At 58.2% G+C, this 20717-nt stretch carries 20 protein-coding genes and 1 pseudogene; 9 read left to right on the plus strand and 12 right to left on the minus strand.

Annotated features, from left to right (window positions below):
- The 4 genes and pseudogenes from AC2FNN_RS00795 to AC2FNN_RS00810 all read left to right on the plus strand — a co-directional run.
- A pseudogene (locus AC2FNN_RS00795) lies at positions 1–481 on the plus strand (adenylosuccinate lyase); the annotation flags it as partial.
- Between the two features lie 374 nt (positions 482–855).
- Positions 856–1398 carry a tetratricopeptide repeat protein gene (locus AC2FNN_RS00800; RefSeq protein WP_496755925.1) on the plus strand — a complete coding sequence of 181 codons (543 nt, stop codon included), beginning with the start codon at positions 856–858 and terminating at the stop codon, positions 1396–1398.
- Positions 1399–1494: 96 nt separating this feature from the next.
- Positions 1495–2568: a flagellar motor switch protein FliG gene (locus AC2FNN_RS00805; RefSeq protein WP_496756096.1), complete on the plus strand. Its 1074-nt coding sequence runs from the start codon at positions 1495–1497 to the stop codon at positions 2566–2568.
- Positions 2569–2706: 138 nt separating this feature from the next.
- The gene (locus AC2FNN_RS00810) at positions 2707–3630 is read left to right on the plus strand and encodes a lysophospholipid acyltransferase family protein (protein ID WP_496755926.1); all 924 of its coding nucleotides are present in this window, start codon (positions 2707–2709) and stop codon (positions 3628–3630) included.
- On the opposite strand, the gene AC2FNN_RS00815 is transcribed toward AC2FNN_RS00810, so the two are convergent.
- Positions 3631–4332, minus strand: coding sequence for a DUF1223 domain-containing protein (locus AC2FNN_RS00815; RefSeq protein ID WP_496755927.1), 702 nt, complete (start codon positions 4330–4332; stop codon positions 3631–3633).
- Positions 4333–4556: 224 nt separating this feature from the next.
- Here AC2FNN_RS00815 and acnA point away from each other — a divergent pair, with 224 nt between their 5' ends.
- The 3 genes from acnA to AC2FNN_RS00830 all read left to right on the plus strand — a co-directional run bounded on the left by acnA (position 4557) and on the right by AC2FNN_RS00830 (position 9709).
- Positions 4557–7247 carry an aconitate hydratase AcnA gene (gene acnA, locus AC2FNN_RS00820; RefSeq protein ID WP_496755929.1) on the plus strand — a complete coding sequence of 897 codons (2691 nt, stop codon included), beginning with the start codon at positions 4557–4559 and terminating at the stop codon, positions 7245–7247.
- A gap of 118 nt (positions 7248–7365) precedes the next feature.
- Positions 7366–8868, plus strand: coding sequence for a BCCT family transporter (locus AC2FNN_RS00825; protein WP_496755930.1), 1503 nt, complete (start codon positions 7366–7368; stop codon positions 8866–8868).
- A gap of 139 nt (positions 8869–9007) precedes the next feature.
- Positions 9008–9709, plus strand: coding sequence for an SDR family NAD(P)-dependent oxidoreductase (locus AC2FNN_RS00830; protein ID WP_496755932.1), 702 nt, complete (start codon positions 9008–9010; stop codon positions 9707–9709).
- Between the two features lie 29 nt (positions 9710–9738).
- On the opposite strand, the gene AC2FNN_RS00835 is transcribed toward AC2FNN_RS00830, so the two are convergent.
- The 10 genes from AC2FNN_RS00835 to yajC all read right to left on the minus strand — a co-directional run bounded on the left by AC2FNN_RS00835 (position 9739) and on the right by yajC (position 16736).
- A complete protein-coding gene (locus tag AC2FNN_RS00835) occupies positions 9739–10278 on the minus strand; it encodes a DsbE family thiol:disulfide interchange protein (RefSeq protein ID WP_171231406.1) in 540 nt (179 codons plus the stop codon).
- Positions 10271–10429, minus strand: coding sequence for a heme exporter protein CcmD (gene ccmD / locus AC2FNN_RS00840; protein ID WP_496755934.1), 159 nt, complete (start codon positions 10427–10429; stop codon positions 10271–10273). The genes AC2FNN_RS00835 and ccmD overlap by 8 nt, the downstream gene beginning before the upstream one ends.
- Entirely contained in the window at positions 10426–11199 is a 774-nt protein-coding gene (locus AC2FNN_RS00845; RefSeq protein ID WP_496755936.1) for a heme ABC transporter permease, read from the minus strand. Before AC2FNN_RS00845 ends, ccmD begins: the two co-directional genes overlap by 4 nt.
- A 61-nt stretch (positions 11200–11260) precedes the next feature.
- On the minus strand, positions 11261–11917 hold the full coding sequence (gene ccmB, locus AC2FNN_RS00850) for a heme exporter protein CcmB (RefSeq protein WP_152458362.1): 657 nt from the start codon (positions 11915–11917) through the stop codon (positions 11261–11263).
- Positions 11914–12528 (minus strand): heme ABC exporter ATP-binding protein CcmA, encoded by a 615-nt coding sequence (gene ccmA / locus AC2FNN_RS00855; RefSeq protein WP_496755938.1) that lies wholly within the window; start codon positions 12526–12528, stop codon positions 11914–11916. Before ccmA ends, ccmB begins: the two co-directional genes overlap by 4 nt.
- A gap of 144 nt (positions 12529–12672) precedes the next feature.
- The gene (locus AC2FNN_RS00860; RefSeq protein ID WP_496755940.1) at positions 12673–13026 is read right to left on the minus strand and encodes an Mth938-like domain-containing protein; all 354 of its coding nucleotides are present in this window, start codon (positions 13024–13026) and stop codon (positions 12673–12675) included.
- 12 nt (positions 13027–13038) lie between these two features.
- Positions 13039–13791, minus strand: coding sequence for a TSUP family transporter (locus AC2FNN_RS00865; RefSeq protein ID WP_496755941.1), 753 nt, complete (start codon positions 13789–13791; stop codon positions 13039–13041).
- The gene (secF, locus tag AC2FNN_RS00870; protein WP_496755943.1) at positions 13784–14752 is read right to left on the minus strand and encodes a protein translocase subunit SecF; all 969 of its coding nucleotides are present in this window, start codon (positions 14750–14752) and stop codon (positions 13784–13786) included. The genes AC2FNN_RS00865 and secF overlap by 8 nt, the downstream gene beginning before the upstream one ends.
- Position 14753: 1 nt before the next feature.
- Positions 14754–16415, minus strand: coding sequence for a protein translocase subunit SecD (gene secD / locus AC2FNN_RS00875; RefSeq protein ID WP_496755945.1), 1662 nt, complete (start codon positions 16413–16415; stop codon positions 14754–14756).
- 33 nt (positions 16416–16448) lie between these two features.
- Positions 16449–16736, minus strand: coding sequence for a preprotein translocase subunit YajC (yajC, locus tag AC2FNN_RS00880; RefSeq protein WP_155151194.1), 288 nt, complete (start codon positions 16734–16736; stop codon positions 16449–16451).
- 201 nt (positions 16737–16937) lie between these two features.
- Between yajC and AC2FNN_RS00885 the strand changes: the two genes are divergently transcribed.
- A complete protein-coding gene (locus AC2FNN_RS00885; protein WP_496755947.1) occupies positions 16938–18602 on the plus strand; it encodes a mechanosensitive ion channel family protein in 1665 nt (554 codons plus the stop codon).
- 72 nt (positions 18603–18674) lie between these two features.
- Complete coding sequence (serS, locus tag AC2FNN_RS00890) at positions 18675–19967, plus strand: serine--tRNA ligase (protein WP_496755949.1); 1293 nt, start codon at positions 18675–18677, stop codon at positions 19965–19967.
- A 57-nt stretch (positions 19968–20024) separates the two neighbouring features.
- Here serS and AC2FNN_RS00895 read toward each other — a convergent pair whose 3' ends face one another.
- Positions 20025–20666, minus strand: a complete 642-nt coding sequence (locus tag AC2FNN_RS00895; RefSeq protein WP_496755951.1) for a helix-hairpin-helix domain-containing protein — start codon at positions 20664–20666, stop codon at positions 20025–20027.
- Positions 20667–20717: the final 51 nt, after the last annotated feature.

Below are 20717 nucleotides of genomic sequence, written 5' to 3' on the forward strand. Positions count from 1 at the left end.
ACTTACCGAGAACCTGACCGGGCTGGCCCGCATGGTACGCGCGGCAGTGATCCCGGCAATGGAGAATGTCGCGCTCTGGCATGAACGCGACATCTCGCATTCCTCGGTCGAGCGCATGATCGGACCAGATGCCACGATTACACTGGATTTTGCGCTGGCCCGTCTGACCGGCGTGATCGACAAGATGCTGATCTTCCCCGAAAACATGCTGGAAAACATGAACAAATTCCCCGGTCTTGTCATGAGCCAGCGTGTTCTTCTGGCCTTGACCCAGGCAGGTGTCAGCCGTGAGGACGCCTATGCCATGGTCCAGCGCAACGCGCTGAAGGTTTGGGAACACCGCACCGATTTCAAACAGGAACTGCTGGCGGACGCCGATGTGACTGCCGCGCTCAGCCCCGAAGAAATCGAAGAGAAATTTGACCTCGGCTATCACACCAAACACGTTGATACGATCTTCGCCCGGGTATTCGGCGAATAAGGTACGTCTCGACGCCGCCTTCACACGGCCCGGTCTGCAATGCGCAGGCCGGGCCTTGTTTTTTGCCAGACCGCCCGAAATCGGCTATTCTGTGGACGATCTATTGGGGAGAGGCACCATGATCCGTACCGTTCTTTGCTCACTTGCACTTGTTTGCGCGGCGTCTGCCGGCCTTGCATGCAACGCGCAATCCAAACAGACGCAATCCTGCGCACAGGGCACAACCTGGGACACTGAAACGCAAAGCTGCACGAAATCGGTCAACAGCTGACGAATTTCTGTCCGACTTGTGAATAAAAGCAACCGTTCCACTGTTAGCTTTTTTGTAGATCGCACTATGATTTTGAGAGCAGCCCCGAGAACGGAGTAAGAATATGCGCCTTTTGTTAGCTTCAGCCCTCGCTTTGCAGGCCTTCGCCTTTGCCCCGGTGGTCCACGCCGCAGGCGGCGACAGCAGCAGCCCGCCGAAACCAACAAATACGACCAAGAAATGTTTGTTCGGTCGGGTCTATGACGAAGCCAGAGGCCGGTGCGTCAAACCCAACAAAACCAACCTGTCTGATGATCAGCTATACGACGCCGTCCGCGAACTGGCCTACGACGGGCAATACGGGCACGCGCAGGATATCCTGCGGATCATGGATCAGGACGATGACCGTGTGCAGACCTATTGGGGCTTTACCTACCGCAAGATGGGCGAGTTGGAGCTGGCGAACGTCTTTTACCAGAATGCCATCAATGCCAATCCCGACAACCTTTTGGCGCGCAGCTATATGGCGCAAGGCTTTGTAACCGAAGGCAAAACCGATCTGGCAATCGAGCAGTGGCGCGAGATCAAAGCTCGCGGCGGCGAAGGGACCTGGGCCGAGACGTCTCTGCGCGAGGCCATCCGGACAGGGTTGACCTACAGCTACTGAGCTTCAGGGTTATTTAACCCGACTCTCGTTAATCTGCCCGTGGTTCGGAAAATTTGACACTACGGGCAGATGCAGGACACAAACGCTTTGATACAAATGGCAAATGGGGGCTCTGCCCCACTTGCCGCGGGGGATGAACACGCGCCGCAAGTTGTTCCGCGAACATTGACTGGTCGGCAAAAAGCGGCCGTTGTGGTGCGCCTTCTGTTGAACGAGGGCGCCGATATTCCACTTGAGGAATTGCCTGACGACCTGCAAGAGACATTGACCCATCAGCTTGGGCAAATGGGCCTTGTGGATCGCGTCACCCTGGGCGCGGTGGCCCAGGAATTCAGCGACGCTCTGGACAATGTCGGGCTGGCTTTTCCACACGGGCTTGCAGGTGCATTGGACGCGGTGAATGGAAAGATCGCACCATCGACGGCCGCGCGCCTGCGCAAGCTAGCCGGTGTGCGCCAGATCGGCGACCCATGGCAACGCCTGCGTGATGTACCCGTTGAGGATCTTGCCAAAATGGCTCAGGCGGAAAGCACCGAGGTGGCGGCCGTCATGCTTTCAAAGATGGATACCGCACAGGCGGCGCAGATGCTGGCCCATATGCCGGGCCCGGTTGCGCGGCGCATTACCTATGCCATCTCGAAAACAACGAATGTCACCCCCGAAGCGGTTGAACGAATTGGCTGGTCGCTGGCCGCGCAACTGGATCAGCGGCCCGCTCAGGCTTTCGACAATGGTCCGGGCGCACGAGTCGGCGCGATCCTGAACCAGTCGGCGGCCGCAACACGCGACGACTTGTTGAACGCATTGGACGAAGACGACGCCGAATTTGCGGATCTGGTACGCCAGTCGATCTTCACCTTTGCCCATATCCCAAGCCGTATCGCGGCCCGCGATGTTCCTGCCATCCTGCGCGAAGTGGAACAGCCGGTTCTTGTCACCGCACTGGCAGGTGCCGCCGCAGATGATGACAAGGCATCCGTTGAATTCATTCTGTCAAACATTTCGTCCCGCATGGCCGACAATCTGCGCGAGGAAATGACTGAACGTGGGCGTGTCAAACAATCGGAAGCAGAAGACGCCATGACACAGGTCGTGGCCGCCATTCGCGTTCTGGTCGATGCCGGTTCCATTGCTCTGATCGAAAACGATGACGAGGAAGATGCAGCCTGATCCAGCGAACCCGCGGGTACTACGCGGTCCGGTCACCTGCTGCGGGTTCAGGTTTTCCGCCCGTCTGAGCGCTTGAGCTTGCAGGCATCGGGCTGTATGTCTTTCTCAGCAATTCGCAACACGCGGTGAGACACCTCCATGCCCGTTGAAAAGTCGGAGCTCAGCCGGTTTGAGCTTGGGAAATACTATGTCGCCAACCTGTTTCTTCAGGGGGTCATCTGCGTTATGCGCATGCTCCCCTACGAGCGGCGTATTGCAACGATGGGGGCCATCGTGCGGTTTCTGGCACCTGTTGTCGGGTTTCGCAATCGTGTCCGTCGGAATCTGAAGCTGACTTGCCCGGACTTGCCTGAAACCGAAGTCAGGCAGATCTGCCGCGATGTGCCGGACAATGCCGGTCGTGCGATCATGGAGCATTTTTCCCCCGAAGATTTCATCAAACGCCAGAGCAAGGCCAAGATTTCAGGCCCAGGCATCGCTGCGTTTGACGCGGCTGTTGCCGCAGGGCGTCCGGTTATGATGATTACGGCGCATTTCGGCCACTACCTGGCAGCGCGCGTCGCCTTGCAAACCTACAGCGGTCAGCCTATCGGCTGCCTGTATCGGCGGATGGCCAACCCGTATTTCAACGACGCTTATGTCGAAGCCTTCTACAAGACAGGCGCCCCGATGTTCGAACAGGGGCGGCGCGGTATGGTCGAGATGGTACGCTCGTTGAAAAAGGGCGGGATCATTGCCATCGTTTCCGATCTTCACGCAATGGGCGGTGAGGAACTGATGTTTTTCGGCAAACCCGCAGTGACATCCGTGCTGAACGCCGAGTTGGCCATCAAATACAAAGCCGAGCTGATTCCGTGTTACGCTGTGCGTCAGCCCAACGGAATTGATTTTGAAATCGTTCTGCACGAACCGGTTCCGCACACCGACCCAAAAACCATGACCCAGTTCACCAATGACGATCTGGAAAAGATGGTGCGGCAGCATATGGGGCAATGGTTCTGGATTCACCGCCGCTGGAAACACTGGAACGGGTTGGGTATCAAACCGGAAGAGATGCCCTGATCACCTGACCCGGGTGGCGGCAACAATCGGCCCTTCCCCGACCCTTTGAACCAGAACGACAGCCGGCAGGTCCAAACCAAGCTGAACCGCGAAAGTTTGCGGCGCAGTTCCATCCCACTGCCCTGCAATCTGCCAGGCCTCAACAACATTGGCATAGTCCAGCTCGTGCCCGGCCAGCTCTCCACGACGGATCGAAGCGTGCCGCATGGGCGAATACTGAACCACATGCACGTCATAGGTGTCGCCTTTCGGCAACTCGACGGGCGTCACATCCACTGTCACCTCATCGGCTGAGCGCACGGCCGTCACAAGCGCTTCGGGTGCTGCCTTCAGATGTGCTTCGATCAATCGATCAAGCTCCCGGGCTTGCGCCCCGACGATGTCGTGCTGCCCGTTGATCACCATCTGCGGGGTGTAGATCATGGAACGCCCCCCCTCGCGGGCATAAGCTCGCTGCCGGAGCGTATGATCGGGGTCTGCGTATTCGTCCTTCCACCCGATATAATCCCAGTAATCGACATGCAAAGCCAGCCCTATGACATCGTCGCGCTTGGCCAGATCATGCATGATCCGATCTGCCGGCGGGCAGGATGAACACCCCTGAGACGTGAACAGCTCGACCACAACCGGGTCTTCCTCGGCCGCAGCCTGTGCCGCCACAAGGCAGGAAAACACGGTGGTCAAGGCAATGGATCTGAACATGAGAACTCTCGGGTTGGGCGGTTGGATGTCAGGGATAACTGCTTTGTCACTCAACGGCCAATCAAGGTTTCTTGAGGCTTTGGCGCATTCCTTCCGCGAAAAAGTGTACAATAGTATACAAATTTCCCTCCCGGCGCGTGTTCAACCTTGAACACGGGGCCTTGGTGATGCAGATAACACTCAGCAAATCCCAATATCCAAGTCATTTGAGAGGGAGGCCACAGATGCCCATCAAAGTCGGACAGGATACCGCCAAAACGCGCCGCAGTCTGAGCGTGAATGGTAAATCCATTTCCTATTATTCGATCCCCGCCGCGCAAGAGGCCGGTCTGGGCGATTTCTCGAAACTGCCTGCCGCACTCAAGGTGGTGCTGGAAAACATGTTGCGGTTCGAGGATGACGGGTTCTCGGTCTCGGTAGATGACATCAAGGCTTTTGCCGAATGGGGCGCCAACGGTGGCAAAAACCCTCGTGAAATCGCCTATCGCCCTGCTCGCGTACTGATGCAGGACTTCACCGGCGTTCCCGCCGTTGTGGATCTGGCCGCGATGCGGGACGGCATCAAGGCGCTGGGTGGCGACGCGCAAAAGATCAACCCGCTGAACCCGGTCGATCTGGTCATCGACCATTCGGTCATGATCGACGAGTTCGGCAACCCGCGTGCGTTCCAGATGAATGTGGACCGTGAATATGAGCGCAACATGGAACGGTACCAGTTCCTGAAATGGGGTCAGGGTGCATTCAACAACTTCCGCGTTGTCCCCCCCGGCACGGGCATCTGCCACCAGGTGAACCTTGAATATCTGGCCCAGACCGTCTGGACCGACACCGACCAGAACGGTGAAGAAGTCGCCTATCCCGACACGCTGGTCGGCACCGACAGCCACACCACCATGGTCAACGGCATGGCCGTACTGGGCTGGGGTGTCGGCGGGATCGAGGCCGAGGCCGCAATGCTGGGTCAACCGATCTCGATGCTGATCCCCGAGGTCGTGGGCTTTGAACTGACCGGTGATCTGGTCGAAGGCACCACCGGCACAGACCTGGTTCTGAAGGTCGTGGAAATGCTGCGCGAAAAAGGCGTTGTCGGCAAGTTCGTCGAATTCTACGGCGAGGGCCTGGATCGTCTGCCGCTGGCCGACCGTGCGACCATCGCCAACATGGCCCCGGAATACGGCGCGACATGCGGCTTTTTCCCGATTGACGGCGAAACGCTGCGCTACATGCGCAACACCGGCCGAGACGAGGATCGCATCGCGCTGGTTGAAGCTTACGCCAAGGAAAACGGTTTCTGGCGCGACGAACACTATGCGCCGGTCTACACCGACACCCTGTCCCTGGATATGGGCACGATTGTTCCGGCAATCTCGGGGCCCAAACGCCCGCAGGATTATGTTGCGCTGACTGACGCCAAGGCCGCTTTCGCCAAGGAAATGGCCGAGACCTTCAAGCGCCCGATGGGCAAACAGGTCGAGGTCAAAGGCGAAAACTATGGCATGGAATCCGGCAAGGTCGTGATCGCCTCGATCACGTCCTGCACCAACACGTCGAACCCTTACGTGATGATCGGAGCGGGCCTCGTGGCGCGCAAGGCAGCCGCGCTGGGGCTGAATCGCAAGCCTTGGGTCAAAACCTCACTGGCACCGGGGTCGCAGGTTGTATCCGCTTACCTTGAGGCCGCAGGCCTTCAGGAAGATCTGGACAAGATCGGCTTCAACCTCGTCGGATACGGCTGCACCACATGTATCGGCAACTCGGGGCCGATCCAGAAAGAAATCTCGGAGGCCATTGCGGAAGGCGATCTGGTCGCCACTTCGGTCTTGTCCGGCAACCGCAACTTCGAAGGCCGCATCTCGCCCGACGTGCGCGCAAACTATCTGGCTTCGCCGCCACTGGTCGTCGTGTACGCCCTGGCAGGCACCATGGACATCGACCTGACGTCCGAACCGATCGGTCAGGACAAGGACGGCAACGACGTCTATATGAAAGACCTCTGGCCAACGCAGCAGGAGGTCGCGGAACTGGTCGAACAGACCGTCACGCGCGAAGCGTTCCAGTCGAAATACGCCGACGTCTTCAAAGGGGACGAGAAATGGCAGTCGGTCGAAACCACCGATGCGGAAACCTATGACTGGCCGCCGACATCCACCTATATCCAGAACCCACCCTATTTCCAGGGCATGGGCCCCGAACCGGGCACTATTTCCAACATCGAAGGCGCCAAGGTTCTGGCCATTCTGGGTGACATGGTTACGACCGACCACATCTCACCTGCGGGGTCTTTTGCGACGACCTCGCCCGCAGGCCAGTACCTGATCGAACGTCAGGTTCAGCCGCGTGAATTCAATTCATATGGTTCACGCCGCGGCAACCACGAGGTGATGATGCGCGGCACATTCGCCAACATCCGCATCAAGAACGAGATGCTGGACGGCGTCGAAGGCGGTTACACCAAAGGCCCGGACGGTGAACAGACGTCAATTTATGACGCCTCGATGGCCTATCAGGCGAACGGCACCTCGCTGGTGGTATTCGGTGGCGAGCAATATGGCGCGGGCTCAAGCCGCGATTGGGCGGCCAAGGGCACGGCGCTGCTGGGCGTCAAGGCCGTAATCGCCGAGAGCTTTGAGCGTATCCACCGTTCGAACCTTGTTGGCATGGGTGTCATTCCGTTCGAGTTCACAGGTGGCGACAACCGCAAAACCCTGGGGCTGAAAGGGGATGAAACCGTTTCGATTCACGGGCTGGATACTATCGAGCCGCTACAGGAAGTCCCATGCACCATCGTTTATGGCGATGGAACCGAAAAGACCATCACCCTGAAATGCCGCATCGATACCGCGCCCGAGATTGAATACATCGAAAACGGTGGCGTGTTGCATTACGTCCTGCGCAATCTTGCGAAGGCATCATAACCGATAGCAAAGCGTGCAATTCAACCCCCGGCCACCCGCCGGGGGTTTTTTGTATTCTGGTCATTTATTCGAAAACCTGAAACTGTTGGGCAAGGTCGTCAACGGAAAACCATTCGCCATGAAGAAACCCAACGCCCTGCTGGTGTGTTCGCTCAGCGTAATTGCCGTGATCGGGATATGGGGTGTCGTGGACATTCAAAGCCTGGTGACCTGGGCAAGCGGCATCGTCCAGCAGACCTTCCACAGCCGCGGCTGGTTCGTGATGCTTGCCGCTTCGGGCATGTTGATCGGATGCCTGTTTCTGGCGTTTTCACCCTATGGAAACATTCGCCTTGGCCGGGATGACGAGAAGCCGGAGTTTTCCACCGCCACATGGATTTCAATGTTGTTTTCAGCCGGTATGGGCGTCGGCCTGCTGTTTTGGGCGGTGGCAGAGCCGCTGACCCATTTCAACTTCATCTCCGGCATGGCACCGGATTTCATCGCGGCGCAGCAGGCCATGCTGGCGACAAATTTCCATTGGGGGCTGCATGCCTGGGCGATTTATGGCTCCACCGCGCTGACAATTGCCTATTTCAGTTTCCGGCGTGGTACGGGCATGATGGTCAGCGCGCCGATCAAGAACCTGTTTCCCGGCGAACGCTGGGCTGAACGTGTCGGGTGGCTTTCGGACTTCATGGCGATCATCGCCATATCCATTGGTGTCGGTGGCTCCATGGCCATGGGCGTGTTTCAGGTGGCAGATGGCATCGCAGTGCTGGGCGGCCGGGAAACGGTCGGCGCCCTTTTGATTGGTGTCGTGTTTCTGGCAATGGTCGCGGCTTATGTTCCGGCGCTCTTGATCGATCTGGGTCAGGGCATGGCGCGCCTGTCCAATGCCGCCATGCTGATCGCAATCGGCCTTGTGGCCTATACGGTTGTCCTTGGCCCCACCGAATACCTTCTGAATACCATCGTTCAGGGGTTCGGCGACTATGTCACCAATGTCATTCCCAGGGGATTTCAGACCTTTACGTTCTTCGGCGATGACGTCACCAGATGGTTCAGCGACTGGACCCTGACCTACATGGTCTGGTGGATTGCCTGGGGCCCGTTCGTGGGCGTCTTTGTCGCCCGCATCTCTCGCGGTCGCACGATACGGGAATTCGTGATCGGAGTATTGTTTGCCCCCACGCTGTTTTCAATCCTCTGGTTCGGTGCCTTTGGTGGCATTGGCCTGTTCGAAGCGCTCAATGGTGCGGGCGAACTGCTGGCCTATACGCAGACAAACATCGAACGCGTGACCTTCGCCCTGCTCGACCGACTTCCACCGTCGGTGATTACCACGCTTGCAACGGTACTGGCCGCCTTTCTGTTCATCGTGACCAGCGTCGTAAGCGCGGCCTTTGTTCTGGGCACTTTCTCGACGGGCGGGGACGAGAACCCCCCGCCGCGTGTGCGTCTGATCTGGGGGGGATTGCTTGGGCTGCTGAGCGTTGCAATGATCCTTTCGGGATCCGTGGACTCGGTGAAGATCCTCATCTCGCTTGGTGCATTGCCCTTTGTCTTCATTTCGGTCCTGCTGATGGTGTGCTTGTTCCGCGGGCTCAGAGAGGAGGGGCAACGCAATGCTGATCGGTGATCCCACGGACACATTGATGAACCTTGTCACTTTCGCGTTCATCGCGGCAATGCTTTGGATATTGCTGCGCAGGTGACAGCATTCCGGCAGCGCAAAAATCAACGTTGAATCCTGGGCGCTTTGCCGGTCATCTGAGTTCATGAAAAAAATTGCACTGATAACCGGTGGCGCCCGTGGAATTGGACGGGCAATCGTCGAAGACCTGCGCGGTGATCACAATGTCGCCTTCACCTGGTTGGCCAGCCACCCCGATTCAGAATTGCTGAAAGGCGACGTTCTGGCGATTCAGTCGGACCTTACACAAGATAACCAACCCACCCGGGTAATCGAAAAGGTCATCGATCACTTCGGGCGACTGGACGTGATCGTGAACAACGCCGGTCTTGTTCGCTCCACTCCGAAACAAGAGTTTCAGGCCGAAGACCATCGCGCCATTTTTGACCTTAACGTGCTGACCCCCGCCGCGTTGCTTGCCGCGGCATTGCCGCATCTGAAACGCGGGGCTTCGATCGTCAGCATCTCATCGATGAACGCGACATTGCCACCGCGCGACGCCGCGACCTATGGGGCAAGCAAGGCCGCGCTGAACCTCTGGACGCGCGCCATGGCGAAAGAGCTTGGCCCGGACGGAATTCGCGTCAACGCTGTTGCGCCGGGTGCAATCAACATCCCCGAAGCCCCCCGCCCTGACGATCTGACATCGCTTTTCGTCAAGGAAACGGCGCTGGGCCGGATCGGAACTCCGGAAGACATCGCCAGGGTCGTTCGGTTTCTGGCTTCGGACGCGGCGGGATTCGTAACCGGAGAGGTTCTGGGCGTGACCGGAGGCTATCGCTTGTAAGGTGGTTTAAGCCTCGTTTTCCAAATTGCTCAACCGCCCGCGGCCTTTTCCAACGCCGGACGCAGAGTGTTTTCAATCACACGCTGCGTAATCGGGCCGGCAAAGCGCAGAATGATCGTGCCGTCGCCATCAACCACATAGGTTTCGGGTACGCCGTATAGACCCCAATCCAATGCCATGCGACCCTTCTCATCACGTCCAATCGCGGCATAGGGATCGCCAAGCTCGGTCAAAAACGCTTGGGCGTTGTCCAACTGGTCTTTGTAGTTGATGCCATAGACCGGGATACCTTCGGCGGCCAGGGCTTCCAGATTGGGATGCTCGGCACGGCACGGTGCGCACCAGCTGGCCCAGTAGTTGACCAGCTTGACCTCTCCATCCCGCAGCGTGGCATCATCAAACAGCTTCTTTTCCGGGAACTCGCTCAGAACCACGGGCGGAGCCGGTTGGCCTTCGCGGGCCGAGGGCAACGCGTTGGGGTCTTCACGGAACATACCGATCCCGGCCAACACGGCGAAAGCGCCAAAAATCAAAGGCGGCGCGATCATCAAGGGCGATATCTTAGCCATTTCGCGAAATCCTTTGTTCGATTTTTTCCATCTCAGTGCGCACCTTACGTCCTCGCATCACGCTGAACACGATCAATCCCACCAGCAGCATGATGGACACGGCATAAGACGACAAAACCGCGTCAGCATATTTTCCAAGATCGGGGATCATCCGCCCACCCTTTCCCGCGCCTGCAACGCTTTGATGCGCCGCGCGCGGATTTCAGTCCCGGTGCGGTACAGCACCAAAGCGATGAACAGCAGAACAAATCCGATGATGCACAGCAACAGCGGATAGAAGTAGATATTGCTGACTTTCTCTTCCGTATCGGCCCCGGTCACGGCTGCCGCGCGCATGACCGATGCGCCCTGATGCAGGCCCTGGTTCCAGAAGTTGACCGCATATCGGCTGAGCAGCGCAAACACGGATCCGACCAGACACAGAACCGAGGTCAGGTCCGCCGCAGTGTCCGGATCCTCGATGGCTTCCCACAACGCGACATAGCCAAGATAGAACAGGAACAGGATCAGAAACGACGTCAGACGCGGATCCCACGCCCACCAGGTGCCCCACATGGGCTGCCCCCAGATGGCCCCGGTCAGCAACGCAATAAGGGTCATCACGATCCCGATCGGCGCAGCCGCCCGTGCCGCCAGCGCGCTGACATGATGACGCCGCACCAGCCAGACCAGAGAAGTTGCCAACATCATCAGCCAGCAATTGATCGCCATCAGCGCCGCCGGGACGTGCAGATAGATGATCTTGACCGTCGACCCTTGTTTGTAGTCGTCCGGCGTGAAGAAGAACCCCCAGACCAGCCCGACGACGATGCAGAAGATCGAGACGACCCAGAAAAACGGCAGGACACGTTCACTGGTCGCAAGAAACTTGCGCGGGTTGGCGTATTCCCAGAGGGCATTGGCTTTGGCTGCTATCGACATGGGCCCTATCTAGTCCGAGTTGGGGGTATTCTCAATTGACATCAGTCAAAGTTGGGACGGTTCACCGCAGATTGATACGTAACACAGCCGCGCTGGCAAAGGGCAACAATGCGATGGTGGCCGCCGTGATCCCCGCCAGCATCAACAAAGGCGTCTGCACGTCCATCCCCGTTGCCCCACGTCGGGCGACCTCCGCCCCGAAAATCAGGGTGGGGACGTAAAGCGGCAGCACCAAGAGCGACAACAGCAACCCGCCGCGCTTGAGGCCGACGGTCAGGGCAGCGCCGAACGTTCCAATCACGCTCATGGCCGGGGTGCCGATCAGTAGCGAGATGACAAGCCAGAAGAACCCCTGCGCAGGCAGGTTCAGCAAGACCCCCAGAAAAGGTGCGGCCAGAACCAACGGCAGGCCTGTGGTCAGCCAGTGGGCCAACGCCTTGATGGTCACGACTGATTCCAGCGGCAGCGGCGCCGTGGCCAGCAGGTCCAGCGATCCGTCTTCCCAGTCCAGCGCCAGAAGCCGGTCAAGAGACAGCAGGCAGGCCAGCAACGCCCCCAGCCAGAGCACACCGGGCGCGATGGTGGACAGCAGTGACGATTGTGGCCCCACTGCAAACGGCACCATCACGGTCACGATCAGGAAAAAGGCCAATCCCAAACCAAACCCGCCGCCGGCACGGAAGGCCAGTTTCAGGTCGCGCAGCAGAAGGGCGATCACAGGAAGCCTCCGTCGAAATCGTCAATCGGTTTGGGTTTGGCCTTGTTCGGGCCGACGTCCAGAACCTCACCATCCAGGCCAAGGTCGATATGAGTCGCGATCAGGGCTGACCCGCCCTGCCCCAGATGCGCGCGGACTGCATCAGCAAACATTTGCACCGCATTTCTGTCCAGCGAGACGGTCGGTTCATCCAGCATCCAGATCGGCCGCCCTGTGACCAGCATTCGCGCCAGCCCCAACCGCCGTTTCTGGCCTGCCGACAGATTCCCTGCATGACGTTCCGCCAGCTCGTTCAGCTGGAACGCGTCCAGCGCAGCCTGGATGCCGTTGGTGCCAAAGACAGAAGCCCAGAACGTCAGGTTCTCGGATACAGTCAGCGTCGGTTTCAGCCCGTCCGAATGGGACGCATATGCAATCTGGTCTTCCGCGCCCTGGATCTGACCCTTCAGCGGCGGCTGCAACCCAGCCAATGTGCGCAGAAGGGTCGTTTTGCCGATCCCGTTCGGCCCACGCAGAATCAGCGCCTTGCCCGGAGGCAGCTGAAAGCTGAGATGCTCCAGGACGGGAATGCCACCACGGGTGATCGAAAGGTCGGTTACTATCAGAGTCATGAGACCCGCTTATCGGAATGTCATCAGAGGCAAAAGGTGGGATTTGCCGCAGTTCGGTTGTGGGAGCTCTGTGCAGAGAGGTCCGAGTGAGGGGCCAGCCCCTCATGCACCCCGGGATATTTTTAGCCAGATGAAGGGATCCCGTCAGACCGGGATCAAGGCAAGCGCTATTCGGCGACCTTCAGAGAGCAAGACATTGTAGGTGCGGCACGCAGCCGGAGAATTCATGATTTCGACGCCGACACCGGCACTTTCCAGCCGGGTGCGCAAGGATTGGGGAATGTGGGCCATGTCTTTGCCTGTGCCGACAAGCAGAACGTCAATTTCATCAGCCAGTTCCAGAAGTGGCTGCGCGTCTTCATAGCCGCCCCAGGTGGCAGGGCCTGCGGGACCGGTCAGAACGGCGCCTTCGAACACATCACCGCCAATGCGAAAAAAACCGGGGCCGTAGCCATCAACCGGTTTGGCATCTGAAAACGTAACCTGGTTCAGGCGCATTTCTTCCCTCCTTCAATCCAGGATCGGCAAACCGGACACGACTGCAATCAGAATGACCGAATAAGCCGCAGCGCGATAGATCCGTTCGAGCTTTGGATCGAACAGAGCCTTGCCGATCAGTGTGGTGGTCAGATAGGGCACACCCAGCAGCAGAACAATCCAAAGGATCGACAGATCCGCGGCGCCTCCGATCAGGATGCTGAAGACTATGGCCACATCCAGCAAAGCCAGGAAGATGATCGTGTTGGCGCGAATCTTGCGCACATCTGAAGAGCTGGCCAGATAGAATACGATAACGACCGGGCCGGTCAGCCCGGTCATGCCGCCGATCACGCCTGCGCTGCCTCCGATTGCAAGCCGTCCGGGCACACCCAGCCGCCCCTGCCAGCGCCAGCCAGTGACGATCGCCAACAGGGTCACGCCGGTGATACCGCAGGCAATCCAGCGCAGAACGACCGTGTCGGCCTGTGCCATAACCCAAAGGCCAAGCGGCACGGTTAAAGCGGCTGCGATGCCCAAAGTGCTGATTTCGGTCCTGTCGCATTCGCGCCATGCCTGCGGCGCCAGCGCAAAGGTCGATACGATCCCGGTGGCCGCCATCAGAAAGACGACATCGGCAATCGGCAGGAATTGAGTGGCCACCGGAACAAAGATCATCGCCGTGCCAAAACCAGTGAAGCCGCGGACAAGTCCCGCGGCTCCGATGGTAAGAACCAACCAACCCAGCCCCGGCAGGGACAAGGCCTGTTGCAACGCCTCAGGCATCGATATTTGCAAACTGGTTGCCCGCCGTGTTCGACGGCTTGGACCAGTCGCGCTTGACCCCCAGCCACAACAGGATGGTCGAGGCCACGAAGACCGATGAATAGGTGCCCACGATCACGCCCCAGATCATCGCAAACACGAAGCCGCGGATCACATCGCCACCCAGAACATAAAGTGAGATCAACGCCAGCAACGTGGTGACCGAGGTCATCACCGTCCGGCTGAGCGTCTCGTTGATCGAAATGTTCAGCACCTCTTTGAGGTCTTTCTTTTTGTATTTCCGCAGATTTTCACGCACCCGGTCGAAGACGACCACGGTATCGTTCAGCGAATAGCCGACGATGGTCAGAAGGGCCGCGATAATGGCCAGATCAAAACGGATTTGCAGTTCCGAGAAGATGCCGATGGTCAGGATCACATCGTGAACCAGTGCCGCCACAGCGCCCAGCGCAAACTGCCATTCAAACCGAAGCCAGATATAGACAAGCACCGCGCCAATCGCCAAAGCCACCGCGATGACGGCGGTCTGGATCAGCTCGCCCGAGACCTTGGGGCCAACGGATTCCACGGACACGAACTGCATATCCGGAACAACTTGCTGCAACGCGTCCTCTACGGCTGTGATTGTCGCAGCTTCCACAGCCTCGGCATCTTCTTGCGCCTGAATGCGGATCATCGCAACGTTTTCGTCAGGTCCAAAGGTTGGATCGAAAATCTCGGTGATGGTCACGTCGCCCAGTTCCAGAGGGGCGATGGCATCCCGGTATGTGCCCACATCGATCTCGACCGCGCTTTGCGTCCGGATCGTGGTGCCGCCCCGGAAGTCGATGCCGAAATTCAGCCCTTGCAGCATGAACGAGGTGAAGGCAACCACCATCATCAGGCCGGAGATGCCCAGCCAGACCTTCCAGAGTTTGAAGAAATCGAACGAGGTGTTCTGGGGTACGAGTTTCAGTCTCATGTCAAACCTCGATCGTTTTCGGACGGCGGCGTTCGAACCACATCACGACCATCAGGCGCGTCACGAAGATCGCGGTGAAGACCGAGGTCAGAATGCCGAGGCCCAGAGTGATTGCAAAGCCGCGCACTGGTCCACTGCCCATGGCAAACAGGATCACGGCGGTGATGAAGGTGGTCACGTTCGCATCCAGAATGGCCGACAGCGCCTTTTCATAGCCCAGCTCGATAGCCCGGGCCGGACCTTTGGCGGATTTCAATTCCTCGCGGATACGTTCAAAGATCAGCACGTTGGCGTCCACCGCCATACCAACTGTCAACACGATCCCCGCGATACCCGGCAGGGTCAGGGTTGCCCCGATCATGGACAGCAGACCGAACAACAGGCCCACATTGATGATCAGCGCGATGTTGGCGAAGATCCCGAACAGACCATAGCTGAGCGCCATGAAAACCAGCACCGCGACAAAGGCCACGATGGTGGCGACTTTGCCCGCGTCGATACTGTCCTGCCCTAACTCGGGTCCGATGGTACGTTCTTCGAGGAATTCCAAACCGGCAGGCAGTGCGCCCGCTCGCAGCAGGACGGCCAGATTGGTGCTTTCCTCAACCGTAAAGTTGCCGGTGATGATGCCCGAGCCGCCCGGAATATGACTTTGGATCACGGGGGCCGAAATTACTTCGTCGTCCAGAACGATGGCAAAGGGGGCTCCGATATTGTCGCGGGTGTAATCCCCGAATTTGCGCGCACCAGACGTGTTGAACCGGAAGTTGACCGCGGGGCGACCGTTTTGGTCGAATGCGGGCTGCGCATCGACCAGTTCCTCTCCGGTAACGACAGGAGCGGACTCAATGGTGTAGTAAACACCGCTTTCGTCAATTGACGGCACGATTTCTTCGCCGATGCCTGCAACGGCATCCGGATCGGTGCCGCGTCCGGCAACCGGGTTAAAGGTCAGTTGCGCCGTCGTCCCGATGATCTCTTTCAACTCGCCCGCGCTGCCGATGCCAGGCACCTGAATCAGAATACGATCGGCACCCTGACGCTGAATTGTCGGCTCTCGGGTGCCCACTTCGTCGATCCGGCGGCGGACGATTTCCAACGATTGACGCACTGTGCGGTCGTCTGAGGCCAGTTTTTCTGCCTCGGACAACTGAACAACAATCGTGTCACCTTCGGCACGTGCCTCGATATCCGTGGCCCCGACACCGGTCAGGGTCTGCACCTGACGGGCAAGACCGCGCACGACCTCCAGTGCCCGCGCCATGCCCTCAGGCTGGCTGATGCGCAGGCGAATCTCATCGGGGGCCGATTCCTGACGGCGGATTGTCCCGACGGTCGAACGCTCATCCCGCAGGGCGTCACGGATTTCCGGCCACATCGCCTCCATCCGGGATTCGTAGACGTCCTGCACCTGAACTTCGGCCAGCAGATGTGCACCGCCGCGCAGGTCCAGGCCCAGATTGACCAGTGACGAGGGCAGCCAGTTCGGCCATTGCCCCGCCTCGGCCTGCAACTCGGGCGTGTCCACGCCCAGCTCGATCGCGGCTTTGGCGTCGTTTGATTGCTCAACCCGTGTATAAAACGCATTTGGCAGGGCCATGATCAGGCCAGTCACGCAGACCAGCCAGATCAGAACCCGCTTCCAGGTATCAATGTGCAGCATTACCCTGCCTTTTCAAGGATTTGTAAGGTGATTTTATTTCGCGGGTTCGGTTTTGTTCAGAACCTGGGCGATGGTTGATTTGACCACACGCACTTTGACACCTTCGGCGATCTCGACTTCGATCTCGTTGTCGCCTTCCTTGACCTTCGACACTTTGCCGATCAGCCCGCCCTGGGTGACAACCTGATCCCCCCGACGCACGGCCTCGACCATGGCCTGATGTTCCTTCATTTTCTTCTGCTGCGGACGGATCAGCAGGAAATACATGATCGCGAAGATCAGGATCAGCGGGAGAAACTGGGCGATTGCGCCACCTTCCATGGGATATTCCTTTATTCAGATCTTGCGGCACCGTTCCGCAGATTTTGCCGGAACCTATGCTTTGAAATGCGCGTTTGCAAGCAAAGGTGGTCATGTGATCGGCCGCAACCTGACAAAGGTGCCACACGAACCCGTCAATCGTTGCAGATATGTCCTATGCAGAAATCTCAATTTGGCTATAGTCGAACGTCAGGGGGCGCAATGAGAACTCAATACAAACCATTCCAATCGTTGACGCTTTTGCTGTCCCTGCTGAGTTTGCTCCTGTGTCTGGCCGCACCGGTGAAGGCCCAGGAATTGCCTGCTGACGCCACCGAACCCGACGCGGAAGAAACCGAAAGTTTCAAGGCACCCGTGATCGTGGACGGCGACATGTTGTTCTTCCTGCGCGGCTCCAGCGCCCTGCCCGCGCCGGAACGTGCCGAAAGCGTGCAGAACAAGATCATTGAAGTGGCCGAAGCCTCGGAAAGCCCCACGGTCGACATCACCTTTGAAGAGACCGACCTGGGCATACGCATTCGCGCCGACGGTGAAATCATATCGATCGTGACGCTTGCAGACGCCGAACTGGACCAGATGGAGCTGGACGTTCTCGGTTTTCTGCATGGTCAGGCCATCGAAGAGGCCATACTGGCCTACCGCTCCAACCGCTCAGAGCAGGCACGGGTATCCGGAGCGATTGAGGCCGCCGGATGGACCTTTGGCTTTGTCGTCTTCGTGCTGGTTATCCTTTGGCTGCACCGGCGGATCAGGCGGCGCACTCTGAAACTGGTAAAGCGTTATTTGAAGGATGTCGAAACGGCGACGGCCAAAAGCGTTCAGGCCGAAGCAATCGCCGCCCTGATCCGATACGGGCTGAATTTTGCCCTGTTGGTCATCTTCTTTCTCGGCTTCTACTACTACCTGTCCTTCGTTCTGCTGGCCTTTGCGGAAACACGCTATTTCGCGCAGTTGCTGCTGACCTATCTGACAGAACCGGTACTGCTGATATTCAAGGGAATACTCAGCTATATCCCAAACCTGATTATGCTCAGCCTGATCGCATGGGTCACGTTGTACATAATCAAGGGCATGCGCGTGTTCTTCGACGCGGTCGAAGCCGGTTCGTTCGAAATGGGCGATTTTGAAAAACACTGGGTCAATCCGACATTCAACATCGCTCGGGTTGTCGTGATTCTGATCGCGCTCGTCTTTGCCGTTCCCTATATTCCCGGTTCGGATTCAGCCGCCTTCCAGGGTCTGACCATTCTGGTCGGCGCCATGCTGTCGCTGGGGGCCAACTCGGTCGTGTCCAACATGCTGGCGGGGCTGTTCGTGATCTATCGCCGTTCCACGTCAATCGGCGACCGCATTCAGATCGGCGATCATATCGGCGACGTGGTTCAGATCAAACTGATGGAGACGCATCTGAAATCCATCAAGAACGAGCTGATTTCGATCCCGAACGCCCAATTGATGAATTCGGACGTCGTGAATTTTTCGAAGAAAACCGATGGCAGCGGTTTGCTCCTGCACACGACGGTTGGCATCGGATATGAAGAACCGCCCGAAAAGGTCGAAGCAATGTTGATCGAGGCGGCCAAACGCACCAAGGGGATCAAGGCCAAACCTGAACCTTTCGTGCTGTGGACGGCGCTGGCCGATTACGCCATCAATTATCAGATCAACGGCTATACGACCCGCGGCAGCATCATCCCGAAAATCCGCTCGGACCTGCATCGCAACATTGTCGCCGTTTTCAACGAGAACAAAGTGCAGATCATGACGCCCTCTTACATGGCTGATCCGCCAGAACCAAAAATCCCGGCAGAGGAATGGGATGGGCATCTGGCGCATGAAATCCACGCCGAGGCCGATAAGTCGTAACCGGTGCTACACCCCGCCCGACAGATGGTGCATAAGCGGTTTCAGTGATTCACGCATTCAAGGATCTGAGACATGCACGACATCCGCGCCATTCGCGAAAACCCTGCCGCTTTCGACGCCGCTTTAGCGCGCCGTGGGGACGCGCCGGTGTCGTCAGATTTGCTCAGGCTGGACGAAAGCCGCCGCGCCAAGATTCTGGCGGCCGAAACGGCGCAAGCCGAACAGAACAAAGCGTCCAAGGAAGTCGGTGCGGCAAAAGGTCGAGGCGACGAGGCTGAATTCGAACGCCTGCGCGCGCTGGTCGCCGAGAAAAAGGCCGAAATCGCCCGGATGCAGACCGAGGCCAAGGATCTGGATGCGCTGCTGACCGATCAGTTGATCCGCATCGCGAACCTGCCGGCCGAAGACGTGCCCGAAGGTGCTGACGAAGACGACAACGTTGAGGTCAGCCGCTGGGGCACTCCACGTGCGTTGGATTTTGCGCCGAAAGAGCATTTCGAAATCGAAGCCGTTCAGCAAGGCATGGATTTCGAAACCGCGGCCAAACTCTCGGGTTCGCGTTTCGTGCTGCTGTCCGGGGGCGTCGCCCGTATTCATCGCGCTTTGGCGCAGTTCATGCTGGATACGCATATCACCGAAAACGGGCTGACCGAGGTGAACGGCCCGGTTCTGGTTCTGTCCGAGATGATGCAAGGCACGGGCCAATTGCCGAAATTCGGCGAAGACAGCTATCAGACCCGCGAAGGCTGGTGGTTGATCCCGACGTCCGAGGTGTCGCTGACCAACATCGTCAACGACACGATGATCGAGGAAAGCTATCTGCCCCGCCGCTATACCGCACACTCGCTATGCTTCCGTTCGGAAGCTGGCAGCGCGGGCAAGGACACGCGCGGGATGCTGCGTCAGCACCAGTTCGAAAAGGTCGAGATGGTCTCGGTCACGCATCCGGACAAATCGGATGACGAACAAAAGCGCATGCTGCGCTGCGCCGAGGGCATTCTGGAAAAGCTGGGCATTCCTTACCGCACTGTCATCCTGTGTACCGGTGACATGGGATTTGGCGCGCGCCGTACCTATGATATCGAAGCATGGCTGCCTGGTCAGGACACCTATCGAGAAATCAGCTCGGTCTCGACATGCGGTGATTTCCAGGCCCGCCGCATGAACGCAAGGTTCCGCCCCGAAGGTGGCGGCAAGCCGGAATACGTCCATACGCTGAACGGGTCGGGTTTGGCTGTCGGGCGTTGCCTGATTGCCGTGTTGGAAAATGGCCAGAACGCGGACGGCACCGTGACCCTGCCCGAAGTCCTGAGCCCCTATCTGGGCGGCAAACTGACCCTGCAACTGGACGGCACACTGGCCTGAAAAACGAAACCGGCACCACAAGGCGCCGGTTCACAGTGAAAGACGGGGCGAAGGAATCTATTTCTTCGCCTTTTTCTTGTCCTTCTTGCGATCTTTCTTCTTGTCACTTTTTTTCTCGGCCTTCTTGGCGTCTTTTTTGCCCTTCTTGGCGTCTTTTTTCTTGTCGTCCGTCTTCGGTTTTTTGTCCTTCTTGGACTTTGCCTTCACCTTATCCTTGGCCTTGGAAAACGCGGCTTCCATTTCTTGGCGTTTCTTGGCGGCTTTTTCAGCTTTCGCCTTGGCCTTGGCCTTTTTCTTGGCTGCGGCTTCGGCTTTTTCAGCTGCCGCTTGTTCTTCTGCCGCCTTGCGTGCGGCTTCTTCCGCCCGTTTTTCTGCCGCTACAGCGGCCACGGTCTTACGCGGGGCGGCTTTTCGTGTCGCCGGCTTTCGGGCGACTGGTTTTGCGGCTGCCGGTTTCCGGGCCGCTGGCTTTCGGGCCGGCGCCTTGCGTGCCCCAGGCTTCCCGGCGGCGGGTGTTGCGGCTATTGCCGCTTTTGCGGCTTCGATCAATAGGGCGGCGCGGCTCTCACCGACCCGAGGAACCTTGACCAGATCTGCGGGTGACGCCTTCGCTATCGCTTCCGCGGTCTTAAAGCCGTTGGCAGCAAGGGCTTTTTTCAGCGCCTCTCCCACACCTTTAACGTCGGTCACTACAGTCATTCAAAGGTCCTTTCTCCATCGCCCTGCCTCATCGCATATACACTGGATATG

The sequence above is a fragment of the Ruegeria sp. BHSA118 genome, assembly GCF_059613405.1.